The sequence below is a fragment of the Pseudomonas sp. PDM17 genome, assembly GCF_014851985.1.
GTDB lineage: Bacteria > Pseudomonadota > Gammaproteobacteria > Pseudomonadales > Pseudomonadaceae > Pseudomonas.
On sequence record NZ_JACVAT010000002.1, the window covers coordinates 871,156 to 885,218 of the forward strand.

Annotated in this window: 13 protein-coding genes; 7 read left to right on the forward strand and 6 right to left on the reverse strand. The window is 66.7% G+C overall.

What is annotated here, in order from left to right:
- Window positions 1-10: 10 nt before the first annotated feature.
- Window positions 11-742 (reverse strand): IclR family transcriptional regulator, encoded by a 732-nt coding sequence (locus IB256_RS09620; RefSeq protein ID WP_192296140.1) that lies wholly within the window; start codon window positions 740-742, stop codon window positions 11-13.
- Between the two features lie 99 nt (window positions 743-841).
- Here IB256_RS09620 and hmgA point away from each other — a divergent pair, with 99 nt between their 5' ends.
- The gene (gene hmgA / locus IB256_RS09625; protein ID WP_192402303.1) at window positions 842-2,134 is read left to right on the forward strand and encodes a homogentisate 1,2-dioxygenase; all 1,293 of its coding nucleotides are present in this window, start codon (window positions 842-844) and stop codon (window positions 2,132-2,134) included.
- Window position 2,135: 1 nt separating this feature from the next.
- Window positions 2,136-3,440: a fumarylacetoacetase gene (fahA, locus tag IB256_RS09630; RefSeq protein ID WP_192402305.1), complete on the forward strand. Its 1,305-nt coding sequence runs from the start codon at window positions 2,136-2,138 to the stop codon at window positions 3,438-3,440.
- A 327-nt stretch (window positions 3,441-3,767) separates the two neighbouring features.
- Here fahA and IB256_RS09635 read toward each other — a convergent pair whose 3' ends face one another.
- From IB256_RS09635 to paaY, 5 genes are all read right to left on the reverse strand, one after another.
- Entirely contained in the window at window positions 3,768-5,258 is a 1,491-nt protein-coding gene (locus IB256_RS09635) for an aldehyde dehydrogenase family protein (protein WP_192296143.1), read from the reverse strand.
- Between the two features lie 16 nt (window positions 5,259-5,274).
- Window positions 5,275-5,679 carry a c-type cytochrome gene (locus IB256_RS09640; RefSeq protein WP_192296144.1) on the reverse strand — a complete coding sequence of 135 codons (405 nt, stop codon included), beginning with the start codon at window positions 5,677-5,679 and terminating at the stop codon, window positions 5,275-5,277.
- A 415-nt stretch (window positions 5,680-6,094) separates the two neighbouring features.
- Window positions 6,095-7,012, reverse strand: a complete 918-nt coding sequence (feaR, locus tag IB256_RS09645) for a transcriptional regulator FeaR (protein ID WP_081519802.1) — start codon at window positions 7,010-7,012, stop codon at window positions 6,095-6,097.
- Window positions 7,013-7,177: 165 nt separating this feature from the next.
- Window positions 7,178-8,101: a phenylacetic acid degradation operon negative regulatory protein PaaX gene (gene paaX, locus IB256_RS09650; RefSeq protein WP_192210683.1), complete on the reverse strand. Its 924-nt coding sequence runs from the start codon at window positions 8,099-8,101 to the stop codon at window positions 7,178-7,180.
- A gap of 77 nt (window positions 8,102-8,178) precedes the next feature.
- A complete protein-coding gene (paaY, locus tag IB256_RS09655; protein WP_192402307.1) occupies window positions 8,179-8,790 on the reverse strand; it encodes a phenylacetic acid degradation protein PaaY in 612 nt (203 codons plus the stop codon).
- A 376-nt stretch (window positions 8,791-9,166) separates the two neighbouring features.
- On the opposite strand from paaY, the gene paaF reads away from it, so the two are divergent.
- The 5 genes from paaF to pcaF are packed head-to-tail and all read left to right on the forward strand — an operon-like array spanning window position 9,167 to window position 13,948.
- Window positions 9,167-9,940, forward strand: coding sequence for a 2,3-dehydroadipyl-CoA hydratase PaaF (paaF, locus tag IB256_RS09660; RefSeq protein ID WP_192402309.1), 774 nt, complete (start codon window positions 9,167-9,169; stop codon window positions 9,938-9,940).
- Between the two features lie 51 nt (window positions 9,941-9,991).
- Window positions 9,992-10,783 (forward strand): 2-(1,2-epoxy-1,2-dihydrophenyl)acetyl-CoA isomerase PaaG, encoded by a 792-nt coding sequence (paaG, locus tag IB256_RS09665; RefSeq protein WP_192402311.1) that lies wholly within the window; start codon window positions 9,992-9,994, stop codon window positions 10,781-10,783.
- 3 nt (window positions 10,784-10,786) lie between these two features.
- The gene (gene paaH, locus IB256_RS09670) at window positions 10,787-12,304 is read left to right on the forward strand and encodes a 3-hydroxyacyl-CoA dehydrogenase PaaH (protein WP_192402313.1); all 1,518 of its coding nucleotides are present in this window, start codon (window positions 10,787-10,789) and stop codon (window positions 12,302-12,304) included.
- On the forward strand, window positions 12,297-12,737 hold the full coding sequence (paaI, locus tag IB256_RS09675; RefSeq protein WP_192296150.1) for a hydroxyphenylacetyl-CoA thioesterase PaaI: 441 nt from the start codon (window positions 12,297-12,299) through the stop codon (window positions 12,735-12,737). Before paaH ends, paaI begins: the two co-directional genes overlap by 8 nt.
- A 5-nt stretch (window positions 12,738-12,742) precedes the next feature.
- Window positions 12,743-13,948, forward strand: coding sequence for a 3-oxoadipyl-CoA thiolase (gene pcaF / locus IB256_RS09680; protein WP_192402447.1), 1,206 nt, complete (start codon window positions 12,743-12,745; stop codon window positions 13,946-13,948).
- The last annotated feature ends 115 nt before the right edge of the window (window positions 13,949-14,063 follow it).

A 14,063-nucleotide genomic window follows, 5' to 3' on the forward strand; every position in this document is an offset into this window, starting at 1 on the left:
CAGCGCGCCGTCAAACCTCTCCGCCCATCCGCAAACTGACTTCCCGCGCCATCTCCAGCAGGGTCCGCGCCGCCTCGCCATGAGCTTCGGCGGCAAAGCTTGCCTGCGAACCGACCACGGTAATCACCCCGGCCAGTTCGCGGCCGGTCTTGAACAGCGGCACCGACAGCGCATTCACCCCCGGCATCAGCAGGCCGTGGATGGCATGCAGGCCCTCACTGCGAATGCCCTCCAGCACCGCCAAATCAGCGCCCTCCTCCAGCCCATCCTTGTAGGCCGCGAATACGAGCCCGGTGGACGAACCGTGCAGCGGCAGCACCGAGCCGACCTGGGTCACCAGCGTGACCATGCCCTGGGCCGGCTCAACCTGTACAACGGTCGGCCCGTGGCTGCCCCAGATGGCGAGGAAGCAGGTCTGCCCCAGCACATCGCGCAACTCGGCCAGCACCGGGCTCGCAACCTTCACCACGTCCAACCGGCGGATCGCCGCCAGGCCGACGTACAACGCCTCGCGTCCCAGGCCGTAATGGTTGGTCAGCGGGTCTTGCTCGGCGAAGCCGCTGGCGATCAGCGCCTGCAGATAGCGGTGGACCTTGGCCGCCGGCATGTCCAGGTACTCGCCCAGATGCTTGAGCGAAGTGCTCGGCGCAAGGTCCGCCAGGGCCTTGAGGATCTGCGTGCCCACCTCGGCGGATTGCACCTTTGCGCCCTTCGTCGGGACGGAGTCTTCTGCGTCGTTCATGGTCTTCAACTTAAAGGAACTCCCAGACGGACTTGACGGCCCGCCGTCACGAAATTACGTTAATCGTAATTCAATTACGATAAAAAGAGTGAAACCACCATGACCGCCTCTCCTGCCTACCAATCCGGGTTCGGCAACGAATTCGCCAGCGAGGCCCTGCCGGGCGCCCTGCCCGTAGGCATGAACTCGCCGCAGCAGGTGCCGCTGGGGCTCTACGCCGAGCAGTTCTCCGGCACCGCCTTCACCGTCCCGCGCAGTGAGGCCCGGCGCACCTGGATGTACCGCATCCGGCCGTCCGCCGCGCACCCGCGCTTCGAGCGCCTGGAGCGGCAGATCACCGGCACCGCCCTCGGCCCCGTCACGCCCAACCGCCTGCGCTGGAACAGCTTCGCGACGCCCGAGGAGCCTACCGACTTCGTCGACGGCCTGCTATGCATGGCCGCCAACGCCGACGCCGAGGCCTGCAGCGGCGTCAGCCTGTACGCCTACCGCGCCAACATCTCCATGCGCCGGGTGTTCTTCAATGCCGACGGCGAGCTGCTGATCGTGCCCCAGGCCGGCCGCCTGCGCCTGGTCACCGAGCTGGGCGTGCTGGAGCTGGAGCCGCTGGAGATCGCCGTGATCCCCCGTGGCATGCGCCTTCGCGTCGAACTGCTGGAAGCCGGGGCCGCCGGCTATGTAGCGGAAAACCACGGCGCCGCGCTGCGCCTGCCCGACCTCGGCCCCATCGGCAGCAATGGCCTGGCCAACGCCCGCGACTTCCTTGCCCCGGTGGCGCACTACGAGGACGTGGAAGGCCCGGTGCAACTGGTGCAGAAGTTCCTCGGCGAACTCTGGGCCACCCAGCTCGACCACTCGCCGCTGGACGTGGTCGCCTGGCACGGCAACAACGTGCCGTATAAATACGATCTGCGCCGCTTCAACACCATCGGCTCGATCAGCTACGACCACCCGGACCCTTCCATCTTCACCGTACTGACCTCGCCCAGCGATACCCACGGCATGGCCAACATGGATTTCGTGATCTTCCCGCCGCGCTGGATGGTGGCCGAAAGCACCTTCCGTCCGCCATGGTTCCACCGCAACCTGATGAACGAATTCATGGGCCTGATCCAGGGCGTGTACGACGCCAAGGCTGACGGTTTCGTCCCCGGCGGCGCCTCACTGCACAACTGCATGAGCGCCCACGGCCCGGACAACGCCACCACCGTGCAGGCGATTGCCGCCAACCTCAAACCCCACAAGATCGACAAGACCATGGCCTTCATGTTCGAGACCGGCCGCGTGCTGCGCCCCAGCCGCTTCGCCCTCGACTGCCCGCAGTTGCAGCGTGACTACGACAGCTGCTGGAGCGGCATGCAGAAGACCTTCGACCCTTCCCAGGAGCAGTAACATGAGCGCCGCCCACAACGCACAAAGCTGGATCGAATCGGCCAACGGCCACCCGGACTTCCCCCTGCAGAACCTGCCGCTGGGCGTGTTCAGCCCGCCAGGCGACTCGCCCCGTGGCGGCGTCGCCATCGGCGACTACATCTTCGACCTGAAGACCGCCTGCGAGAGCGGACTCTTCCACGGCGCCGCGCACCAGGCCGCGCTGGTCGCCAGCGGCGACAGCCTGAACGCCTTCTTCGCCGCAGGCCCTACGGCGCGCCGCACCCTGCGCGACGCGCTGATCCATTTGCTCAGCGAAGGCAGCGGCGAACAGAAGCGCATGGAGCACCTGGGCGCCGCGCTGCTCAAGCCGCAGGCTGCGTGCCGCATGCACCTGCCGGCCAAGGTGGGCGACTACACCGACTTCTACGTCGGCATCCACCACGCGCAGAACGTTGGCAAGCTGTTCCGTCCGGACAACCCGCTGTTGCCCAACTACAAGTACGTGCCCATCGGCTACCACGGCCGCGCGTCCACCATCGTGCCGTCCGGCACCGAGGTGCGCCGCCCCAACGGCCAGACCCTGCCCGCCGGCCTCGACGTGCCGGTGTTCGGCCCCTGCGCGCGGATGGACCTGGAGCTGGAGCTGGGCATCTGGATCGGCCAGGGCAATGACCAGGGCAAGGCCATCCCGATCAATGCCGCCTCCGGGCATATCGCCGGCTTCTGCCTGCTCAACGACTGGTCCGCGCGTGACATGCAGGCCTGGGAATACCAGCCGCTGGGGCCGTTCCTGTCGAAAAGCTTCGCCACCACGGTGTCGCCCTGGGTGGTCACCGCCGAGGCGCTGGAGCCTTTCCGCGTCGCCCAGCCGGCCCGCCCGGAAGGCGACCCGCAGCCGCTGCCGTACCTTTACGACGAAGGCGACCAGCAGCGCGGCGCACTGGATATAGAGCTGGAAGTCCTGCTGCACACCGCGCGCATGCGCCGCGAACACCAGGCCCCGGAGCGCATCACCCTGAGCAACACGCTGAACATGTACTGGACCGTCGCGCAGATGGTGGCGCACCACAGCGTCAACGGCTGCCGCCTCCAGGCGGGCGACCTGTTCGGCTCCGGCACCCTCTCCGGGGAAACCCCGGACAGCTTCGGCAGCCTGCTGGAGCTCACTGGCGGTGGCAAACAGCCGGTGGTGCTGGCCAATGGCGAGGAGCGGCGCTTCCTCGAGGACGGCGACGAGATCATTCTGCGCGCCCGCTGCCGCCGCGAGGGCCATGCCTCCATCGGCTTCGGCGAGTGCCGTGGACGGATTCTGCCGGCCCACTGACGCCATCGCTCAGTCCGTAGGACGCATAACGCGCCAGCGTTATCCGCCGTGCAGCTGGCGGATAACCTGTTCCAGGTTATGCGCCCTACGCTTCATCGCGCTCTGCGTAGGATGGGTGGAGCGCAGCGATACCCATGCTGATGGAGCAGGGATTTGATGGGTATCGCTGCGCTACACACCATCCTACCGATCGCCACTCCCTGTTCCGCTGTGGCTGGGCGGTTCGCGAGCAAGCTCGCTCCTACAGGTTCCCCCCCAAAAAAATCCTGCGCAAAAAAACGGGCCCGAAGGCCCGCTGCTAAACGAGGGTGTTGCTCTCACTATCAATCAGTGCGCGATGCACACCGACTTGATCTCGGTATAGGCCTCGACCACGGCGCGGCCGAACTCGCGGCCCATGCCCGACTGCTTGACGCCGCCGAAAGGCATGCTCGGGTCGAGCAGCACGTGAGCGTTGACCCACACAGTGCCGGACTCGATGCGCGGGACCATGTTCATCGCCTTGGACAGGTCGTTGGTCCACAGGCTCGCGCCCAGGCCGTACTCGCTGTCGTTGGCCATCGCGATGGCCTGCTCGTCCTCGTCGAACGGCAGGACCGCCAGCACCGGGCCGAATACTTCGTCGCGGGCCACGGCCATCTGCATGGTCACGTCGGCCAGCACGGTGGGCTGCACGTAGAAACCACTTCCACCAACCTGCTCGCCACCACAGACGATGCGCGCGCCCTGCTCGCCGGCACGGGCAATGTGGTCGAGTACGCTGCGCTGCTGCTTGGCGGACACCAGCGGGTTGATCTGCGCAGTCGGGTCCATGCCCTCGCCCAGGCTCATGCCGGCCACGGCGGCGGCCAGCTTTTCGACGAACTCGTCGTAGCGCGAACGGTGCACGTAGAAGCGCGAAGCCGCGGCGCAGACCTGGCCGTTGTTCAGCAGGCCGCCGAGCAGCGCGCCCTGTACGGCGTTGTCGATGTTGGCATCGGCGAGGACGATCATCGGGTTCTTGCCGCCCAGCTCCAGGGCGAAGCGGGTCATGTTCTGCACGGCAGCCAGTCCGACGCTGCGACCCACCGCGGTGGAGCCGGTGAAGGAAACCTTGTTGACCAGCTTGTGGCTGGCCAGGCCGCCACCGATGCGCGGGCCGTCGCCGGTCACCAGGTTGAACACGCCAGCCGGTACACCGGCCTCAAAGGCAAGTTCGGCCAGGCGCAGGGCGGTCAGCGGGGTTTCCGAAGCGGGCTTGATCACCACGCTGTTGCCGGTGGCGAGCGCCGGGATCAGCTTCCACACGGCGATCATCAGCGGGAAGTTCCACGGCACGATGCCGGCCACCACGCCCAGCGGCTCGCGGCGGGTATAGGCGGTGAACTTGGCGCCGGGCGGCAGCGGGATAGAGACGTTCAGCGACTGGCCTTCGATCTTGGTCGCCCAGCCGGCCATGTAGCGCATGAATTCGACGGTGGCGCCGACATCCAGCATCCGCGAGATGTTGATCGACTTGCCCTGGCTGAGGGTTTCCAGCTGGGCCAGTTCCTCGCCGTTGGCTTCCACCAGGTCGGCGAAGCGCAGCAGGATGCGCTCGCGGTCGGCCGGGCGCAGGTCAGCCCAGACGCGGGACTTGTAGGCCGCCTGGGCAGATTTCACGGCGCGGTCGAGCAGATCGGTATCGATATCGGCAACGCTGGAGATCGCCTCGCCGGTGGCCGGGTTCAGCACGTCGGTGCGGGCGCCCTCGGGCACCACCCAGGCGCCGTCGATGAAGCAGCCATGCTTGCGTGCCAGGAAGGCAGTGACCTGAGGCAGGGTCTGTGTGACGTTCATGGTCTCTCCTGATTGATCAGTGCTGCTGGCTCAGCCAGCAGGTGAGTGCCCGCCGCTCGGCCGCATCGGCCAGGCCTGCGAAGGGCATGTAGGTTCCGGGCACGGCGGCCTGGGGCTGGCTGACGAAGGCGTCGAGGTTGTCACGCGACCAGGCCGCGCCCTTGCCTTTCATCGCCTGGGAATAGCTGAAGCCGGCGAGTGATCCGGCCATGCGGCCGACTACGCCATGCAGGTTGGGGCCCATCATGCCGGGGCCGTCGGCCTTGGCGGTGTGGCAGATCGAGCAGTCACGGGCGAAGACGGTTTCGCCCTTCTGGGCGTCGCTGGCCGGGCAGTCACCGGCGAACGCCAGGACCGGTTGCAGCAGCGCGCCGGCCAGCAGCAGGCCGAGGGCGCGGAGTCGGAGCTTGTTGCGGGACATCGGGAAATCACCTTCGAGTACAGCTTGCGGCCGGATGGCGCGCGTCATCGAAGGTGATTGTTGCCAGCGGCGTCGGGGAGGGTCTTTTCCTCTGTGCCAGACGTGTTGGCGGGAGTGCCAGGATGGCGCTCAGCTGACGAGGGTCATGGCGGGAAAGCGTTCGCGAGCAAGCTCGCTCCTACGAAGAGCGGCTGCTGCGTAACCAGGGGCCTGTAGGAGCGAGCTTGCTCGCGAACCCGCCTGGCGTAGGAGCCGGCAACAGGCAGCATGGGTATCGCTGCGCTCCACCCATCCTACAAGGGTTCAGTCGGGGGACGGTGGTGCAAGCGGGCGTTTACGTAGGATGGCGTGGAGCGTAGCGATACCCAACAATAGGCGGCACAAGACCGCCGGGTATCGCCGTCCACCACCCGAGTCAATTCGCGTAGCGCTTGCGATACTCGCCCGGCGACACCCCGAAGCGGCCCTTGAAGGCCGTGGAGAAGTAGCTCGAATCGGAGAAGCCCCAGGCATAACCGAGCGCCGACAGCTTCTGCTCGAACTGGGCGTTGCGCAGGGTCTCGGCGCAGAAGTCCAGGCGGCGGTTCTTGATGTACTGCGCCACCACCAGGCCTTTCTTGGCAAACATGCGGTACAGGCCGCGCACCGAGATGCCCACCTCACGGGCGATCAGCTCGGGGCAGAGTTCTTCGGCGCCGATGTGCTGGTCGATGAAGGCCGTGGCCTTGCGGAACATGCGCTCGTGGTTGTCCTGCTCGGCGTCCTGGCTGGCCAGCGCGGGGCGCAGCAGCGTCACCAGGGCATCCAGGGTCGCCTCGCTTTCCAGCATGCCGAGGCTTTCCTGCTGGCTGGTCTCGACGATCAGGCGGTTGGCGAGCACGGCGATCGGCGAGCTGGCCGGGATCTTCGACGCACAGGTCACTTCCGACATGCGCAAGCCACGCTCGATCACCTGGCGCGGCAGGATCAGCGAGAGCTGCCGGGATTCCTCCAGGTAGGTCATGTCACTGGGCCGGCTGGCGTCGATCAGGCTGATGTCGCCGCGCGACAGTTCCACGCGGTTGTCGCCCTGCTCCAGGCGCGAGCGCCCTTCGAGCTGGAACACCGCGTAATAGTGCCCGCCGGCGCTGGTGCCGACTTCCTTGCTGGTCCGGTACAGGTGCACCTGGGCCATGTCGACCACGGAAAGCTTGATCGCACCGCCCTGGTATTCGCGCAACCGTCCATGGAACTGGGGGCCGAGGGTGCGCGCATCGAAACGACCGCACGCCCGGTTGACCTGTCCCAGCCACGCCTCGAAAGCGTCATCCCTCAATGTCGATGAAGAATTCATGACCTGCAAAGCCTCACACGCATTGTTTGTTGTTATTCAGCGACGGCCTCCAGGGCCTGTCGTCATCGTTCGCGGCCGCCTTCTATAACGAAAGTCGCACCGCGCTGTCCCCGCCCTGCAACCGCAGCGTTGCAAAGCGAGAGGCATTTTTCACGCCAACTCCTGTCAGTTCAATCCGCCGAAGCGCTTGTAGAAGCTCTCGCCGACGTCCGGTAGCGGGCCGTCGGCGGTCTCCAGGTTGCGGTTCAGCCAGTCTTCGGCCTTGGCGTGGATCAGTCGGTAGATGTTGCGGCACAGCTGCCGCGCCGCGCGCCCTTCCCAATCCCCCGGCAGCAGTTCGTCGGGCAGTTGTGGGTCACGCAGGAGCAGCCGGCGGTATTCGTGGATCAACAGGGTGCGCGCCAGGAAGCAGTCTTCCGGACGCAGCTGGTCCTGCTCGCGCAGCGCTTGCCAGAGCGGGCGGAACAGCTGGATGAATTCGCTGTAGTGCTCACCGAGTTCGTCGATCTTCCAGCTCTCGCGCACCTGCATGCGCATGGCGCGGGAGGCCAGCACGTCCTGGGCGCGGGTTTCGAAGACGATGCAGTCATCGGCCACGTCGAGGTCCTGCAGGGTCGCCATGACATCGCTGCGGTCGGCCCGCGGGCAGGCCATGACGGTCGGCGAGAGCGCGCCGAAGCCTTGCCATTCCAGCTCCTCGCGCACCTGCTTGCGCTTGTCGGCGGCGATCTGCGAGAGCATCACCAGGGTCCAGGAACCATCCCAGGCCGGCAGGCTGGAGCTGTAGACGCGCTTGAAGGCCTTCTCGAAACGCCGCCGGCCGGTGCCGGTCAGGCTGTAGTAGCTGCGCCGGCCGACCTTCTCGGCAGTCAGCCAGTCTTCCTTGGTCAGGCGGAAGATCGAGGTCCGGATCAGCCGCTCGTTGATACCGAAGGGTTCCAGCAGATTGATCAGGCTGCCCAGCCAGACGGTGCCGCCGTGGGGTTCGATGGCATCGCCATAGAGGGTGATGATCAGCGAGCTGGCGCGGATCGGCGTCTGCTCCTGGAAGCGATTGATCAGCTGATTCAGCGGTGCTAGAGCGGTCATGGCACGTTGCGCAGTCGAAGGAGCGGCGACTATACCTGCCCGCCGCACCGCCTGGCCATTGGAGCGAACCCCAGTACTCATGCGCCCTTCCCTACGCCTGCCTCGGCCTTGGGCCGGAAACCGGAATCACCCAGGCGCGGACGCGCTTCTTCTATTTCCGCCAGAGGCTGGCACTCCACCAGGCTATCGATGCAGCGCTTGGCCAGGGCCTGGTATTCCTCGGTGCCGCGGCGCTTCCAGGCGATCTCTTCGTCGCTCAGGCTGCGCTTGACGCTGGCCGGCGCGCCCATCACCAGGCTTTGCGGCGGGCAATCGAACTTGGCCTTGACGAAGGCGGCGGCCGAAACGATGGAGCGCGCGCCGATCTGCGCGTAATCCATCACCACGGCATTCATCCCCACCAGGGCATCCTCGCCGATACGGCAGCCGTGCAACACCGCGCCATGACCGATGTGGCCGTTGCGCTCAACGACGGTGTCGCTGTCCGGGAACCCGTGCATGACGCAGGTGTCCTGAAGGTTCGCGCCCTCTTCGAGGACGATCCGCCCGAAGTCGCCGCGCAACGCCGCCAGCGGGCCGACATAGCAGCCGGGGCCGACGATGACGTCGCCGATCAGCACGGCGGTGGGATGGACATAGGCGGTCGGATGAACGACCGGGCGCACGCCTTCAAGGCTGTAGCAGGGCATCGGGTTCTCCTGCGGCGCTGCCGGCGCTCCGGCATCACCGCACAAAGCGATTTGTTCTTTTGCAAGTTTTGTATCACATCAAGACAAGTACCTCCAATCTAAATCTTACGTATCACTTCCGGATGACGTTTGCAGGACAACGAAAAGGCTTGTAGAACCAGTAAACACGCTGCATGAAAGGCATTCCCCAGCCACCCGCCTGCCCACTCGGCGGCACCGACAGAAATACTTTAGACACGCGATTAAACTTTTGTAGTTGTTTTTCCGTATCGATTTAGGCCTATACTGCGAGAAGGCCGGAGACGGGCAACGCCTGCCTCCAATAATTCCAATACAGCCGGCCACGAAGCCGTGCGTGCAGCCTGAGGACGATGTCATGCCTCGCACCCTTGACGTTCAGATGCCTGAAGCGGGCGTTCGCCTGATCACCCTGCAGCGCCCCGAGGCGCTCAACGCACTGAACACCGAACTGCTCGGCGAACTGGCCGCCGAACTCGACGCCGCCGAGCAGGACAGCGAAACCCGCGCCGTGGTGCTGACCGGCAGCCGCAAGGCCTTCGCCGCCGGCGCCGATGTCAAGGAAATGGCCGAGCGCGACCTGGTCGGCATCCTCAATGACCCGCGCGTCGGCTACTGGCAGCGCATCGCCGCCTTCTCCAAGCCACTGATCGCCGCCGTCAACGGCTTCGCCCTGGGCGGCGGCTGCGAGCTGGCGATGCACGCCGACATCCTCGTTGCCGGCGAAGACGCCCGCTTCGGCCAGCCGGAAATCAACCTCGGCATCATGCCCGGAGCCGGCGGCACCCAACGCCTGCTGCGCGCCGTGGGCAAGCCGCTGGCGATGCAGATGGTACTCACCGGCGAAGCCATCGACGCCCGCCACGCCCAGCGCGCCGGCCTGGTCAGCGAAGTCACCCAACCCGAATTCTCCGTGGAGCGCGCCCTGCAGATCGCCCGCAGCATCGCCGCCAAGGCACCGCTGGCCGTGCGCCTGGCCAAGGAAGCGCTGCTCAAGGCGCAAGACACCGACCTGGCCAGCGGTCTGCGCTTCGAACGTCACGCCTTCACCCTGCTGGCTGGCACCGCCGACCGCGACGAAGGCATCCGCGCCTTCCAGGAAAAACGCCAGCCGGCCTACGAAGGTCGCTGAGCGCCACCCCTTTCTGCCCATTGTCTGCCCTTTGATGGAGCGAGCACGCCCATGAACTTCGAGCACATCCTGTTTTCCATCGAGGACGGCGTCGCCCTCCTCAGCCTGAACCGCCCGGAGCAGCTCAACAGCTTCAACGCCGCCATGCATGGCGAAGTGCGCGAGGCGCTCAAGCAGGTTCGGCAGAACCCGGACGCCCGCGTCCTGCTGCTGACCGGCGAAGGCCGCGGCTTCTGCGCAGGTCAGGACCTGTCCGACCGCAACGTCGCCCCCGGCGCCGAAGCGCCGGACCTCGGCCAGTCCATCGAACAGTTCTACAACCCGCTGATCCGCACCCTGCGCGACCTGCCGCTGCCAGTCATCTGCGCCGTCAACGGCGTGGCCGCCGGTGCCGGCGCGAACATCCCGCTGGCCTGCGACCTAGTGCTGGCGGCGCGCTCGGCCAGCTTCATCCAGGCCTTCTGCAAGATCGGCCTGATCCCCGATTCCGGCGGCACCTGGACGCTGCCGCGCCTGGTCGGCATGGCCCGCGCCAAGGCGCTCGCACTGCTGGGCAATCGCCTGACCGCCGAACAGGCCGAGCAATGGGGCCTGATCTACCAGGTGGTGGATGAAGCCAGCCTGCGCGAGGAAGCCCTCAAGCTCGCTCGCCACCTGGCTACCCAGCCGACCTACGGCCTGGCGCTGATCAAGCGCAGCCTGAACGCCAGCCTGAACAACAGCTTCGACGAGCAACTGGAGCTGGAACGCGACCTGCAGCGTCTCGCCGGCCGCAGCGAGGACTACCGCGAGGGTGTGTCTGCCTTCATGGAAAAACGCACCCCCAGCTTCAAGGGCCGCTGATCGATGAGCGCACTTTCGAAAGACGCAAAAGTCGCAGTGATCGGTGCCGGCGCCATGGGCGCGGGCATCGCCCAGGTCGCTGCGCAAGCCGGCCACCCGGTAAAGCTCTACGACAACCGGCCCGGCGCCGCCGCCCAGGCCATTGACGGCATCGACCGCCAGTTCGGCCGCCTGGTAGAAAAAGGCAAGCTCGACGCTGATGCCCGCAGCGCCATCATGGCCCGCCTGCAACCGGTGGAAGCCATTGAGGCGCTGGCCGATTCGAAGCTGGTGATCGAGGCCATCGTCGAAAACCTGGAGGTCAAGCGCGACCTGTTCCTGCAGTTGGAAGCGCTTTGCCCCGAGGACTGCATCCTCGCCAGCAACACCTCTTCGCTGTCCATCACCAGCCTGGCTGCCGGCCTCAAGCGCCCGCAGCAAGTGGTCGGCATGCACTTCTTCAACCCGGCACCGCTGATGGCGCTGGTGGAGATCGTCTCCGGCCTCGCCACCGATCCAGCGCTGGCTGACAGCCTGTATGCCACCTCGCTGGCCTGGGGCAAGAAGCCGGTTCACACCCAATCCACACCGGGCTTCATCGTCAACCGCGTGGCGCGCCCCTTCTATGCCGAAAGCCTGCGCCTGCTGCAGGAGGGCGCCGCCGACTGCGCCACGCTGGACGCATTGATGCGCGACGCTGGCGGCTTCCGCATGGGCGCCTTCGAGCTGACCGACCTGATCGGCCATGACATCAACTACGCCGTCACCTGCTCGGTGTTCGCCGCCTACTACGGCGACTTCCGCTTCCAGCCCTCGCTGATCCAGAAGGAGCTGGTGGACGCCGGCCGCCTCGGCCGCAAGAGTGGCCGGGGCTTCTACGACTACGCCGAAGGCGCCGAGCGCCCGCAGCCGGTGAGTCTGAGCAGCAGCGCCAGCGTCCCTTCCTGCGTACTGGAAGGCGACCTGGGCGTCGCCCAACCGCTGGCGCAGCGCCTGGAAGACGCCGGCATTGCGATCACCCAGCGCGCCGGCAGCGGCCTGCTGCGTGTGGGCGACGCAGTCGTGGCGCTGTCCGACGGCCGCCTCGCCAGCCAACGCGCCGGGGAAGACGGCCTGCGCAACCTGGTGCTGATCGACCTCGCCCTGGACTACAGCAAGGCTGCGCGACTGGGCGTTTCCGCCTCGGCAGACACCACGCCCGCAGCACTGGATCAGGTCGTCGCCCTGCTCGCCAAGGCCGGCATCGTCGCCAGCCGCCTGAGCGATACACCCGGCCTCGCCGTGCTGCGCACCGTCGCCATGCTCGCCAACGAAGGCGCCGACGCGGTGCTGCAAGGCGTGGGCAGCGCCAGCGATATCGACCTCGCCATGCGTGCCGGGGTGAACTACCCGCAGGGCCCGCTGGCCTGGGCCGCGCAGATCGGCATCGGTAACGTGCTGCGCGTGCTGGACAACCTGCAGGCCGCCTACGGCGAGGACCGTTATCGCCCGTCCCTGCTGCTGCGCCGCCTGAACGCTGAAGGAAGAAGTTTCCATGACTGACGCCACCCAGCTGGCCCGCGACTGCGCGGAAGCCATGTACGAGCGCGACCAGGCCACCCGCCGCATGGGCATCCAGTTGCTGGATGCCGGCCCGGGCAGCGCCAGGCTGTCGATGCGCGTGCGCGAGGACATGATCCAGGGCCACGGCACCTGCCACGGCGGCTACCTGTTCGCCCTCGCCGACTCGGCCTTCGCTTTCGCCTGCAACAGCTACAACGACGCCACCGTCGCCATTGGCTGCAGCATCGATTACGTGGCACCAGCCCGCGAAGGCGACGAGCTGATCGCCAGCGCCTTCGAGCAAAGCCGCAGCGGCCGCACCGGCAACTACGACGTGCGCATCGAGAATTCCCAGGGCCAGCTGATCGCCCTGTTCCACGGCAAATCCTACAAAGTGCGCGGCACCGTGCTGGCGCAGGAGACCTCCGAATGAGCGATATGACCGACGCCCTGATCATCGACGCCGTGCGCACGCCCATCGGCCGCTACGCCGGCGCCCTGTCCGGCGTGCGCGCCGACGACCTCGCGGCGATCCCGATGAAGGCCCTGATGCAGCGTCACCCGGAGCTGGACTGGAGCGCTATCGACGACATGATCTTCGGCTGCGCCAACCAGGCCGGCGAGGACAACCGCAACGTCGCTCACATGGCCTCGCTGCTGGCCGGCCTGCCGGTGAGCGTGCCTGGCACCACGCTCAACCGTCTGTGCGGCTCGGGGCTCGATGCGGTGGGCAGCGCCGCGCGTGCCCTGCGCTGCAATGAAGCCGGCCTGATGCTGGCCGGCGGCGTGGAATCCATGTCCCGCGCGCCGTTCGTGATGGGCAAGTCCGAGCAGGCTTTCGGCCGCAGCGCGGAAATCTTCGACACCACCATCGGCTGGCGCTTCGTCAACAAACTGATGGAGCAGCAGTTCGGCATCGACTCCATGCCCGAGACGGCAGAGAACGTCGCCGAGCAGTTCAACATCAGCCGCGCCGACCAGGATGCCTTCGCCCTGCGCAGCCAGCACAAGGCCGCCGCCGCCCAGGCCAATGGCCGCCTGGCGAAGGAAATCGTCCCGGTGGAAATCCCGCAGCGCAAAGGCCCGGCCAAGGTCGTCGAGCAGGATGAACACCCGCGCGGCGACACCACCCTGGAGCAATTGGCCAAGCTCGGCACGCCGTTCCGAGAAAACGGCAGCGTCACCGCCGGCAACGCCTCAGGCGTCAACGACGGCGCCTGCGCCCTGCTGATGGCGACCCCGGCTGCCGCCGCACGCCACGGCCTGAAGGCCCGCGCCCGCGTGGTGGCCATGGCCACCGCTGGCGTCGAGCCGCGGATCATGGGCATCGGCCCGGTACCGGCGACCCGTAAGGTGCTGGAACTGGCCGGCCTCTCGCTGAACGACATGGACGTGATCGAGCTGAACGAAGCCTTCGCCGCCCAGGGCCTAGCGGTCCTTCGCGAGCTGGGCCTGGCGGACGACGACGCACGAGTAAACCCCAACGGCGGCGCCATCGCCCTCGGCCATCCGCTGGGCATGAGCGGCGCGCGCCTGGTCACCACCGCCCTGCATGAGCTGGAGGAACGCGGCGGCCGCTACGCGCTGTGCACCATGTGCATCGGCGTCGGCCAGGGCATTGCCCTGATCATCGAGCGAATCTGATCCATCGGCGGGATCGAACCCCGCACCGCCAGTCGCCTCCGTGCAGCGACTGGCAGGCAGAGCAAAGCCTCTGGCAGGGGTTCGAATCCTTCCGCGAACGGGGGCGCTATGCTGC

What these genes read in the sequence shown, in the direction of transcription:
- IB256_RS09620 (WP_192296140.1), bottom strand. Translation starts at nt 742, where the DNA reads ATGAACGACGCAGAAGACTCCGTCCCGACGAAGGGCGCAAAGGTGCAA.
- hmgA (WP_192402303.1), top strand. Translation starts at nt 842, where the DNA reads ATGACCGCCTCTCCTGCCTACCAATCCGGGTTCGGCAACGAATTCGCC.
- fahA (WP_192402305.1), top strand. Translation starts at nt 2,136, where the DNA reads ATGAGCGCCGCCCACAACGCACAAAGCTGGATCGAATCGGCCAACGGC.
- IB256_RS09635 (WP_192296143.1), bottom strand. Translation starts at nt 5,258, where the DNA reads ATGAACGTCACACAGACCCTGCCTCAGGTCACTGCCTTCCTGGCACGC.
- IB256_RS09640 (WP_192296144.1), bottom strand. Translation starts at nt 5,679, where the DNA reads ATGTCCCGCAACAAGCTCCGACTCCGCGCCCTCGGCCTGCTGCTGGCC.
- feaR (WP_081519802.1), bottom strand. Translation starts at nt 7,012, where the DNA reads ATGAATTCTTCATCGACATTGAGGGATGACGCTTTCGAGGCGTGGCTG.
- paaX (WP_192210683.1), bottom strand. Translation starts at nt 8,101, where the DNA reads ATGACCGCTCTAGCACCGCTGAATCAGCTGATCAATCGCTTCCAGGAG.
- paaY (WP_192402307.1), bottom strand. Translation starts at nt 8,790, where the DNA reads ATGCCCTGCTACAGCCTTGAAGGCGTGCGCCCGGTCGTTCATCCGACC.
- paaF (WP_192402309.1), top strand. Translation starts at nt 9,167, where the DNA reads ATGCCTCGCACCCTTGACGTTCAGATGCCTGAAGCGGGCGTTCGCCTG.
- paaG (WP_192402311.1), top strand. Translation starts at nt 9,992, where the DNA reads ATGAACTTCGAGCACATCCTGTTTTCCATCGAGGACGGCGTCGCCCTC.
- paaH (WP_192402313.1), top strand. Translation starts at nt 10,787, where the DNA reads ATGAGCGCACTTTCGAAAGACGCAAAAGTCGCAGTGATCGGTGCCGGC.
- paaI (WP_192296150.1), top strand. Translation starts at nt 12,297, where the DNA reads ATGACTGACGCCACCCAGCTGGCCCGCGACTGCGCGGAAGCCATGTAC.
- pcaF (WP_192402447.1), top strand. Translation starts at nt 12,743, where the DNA reads ATGACCGACGCCCTGATCATCGACGCCGTGCGCACGCCCATCGGCCGC.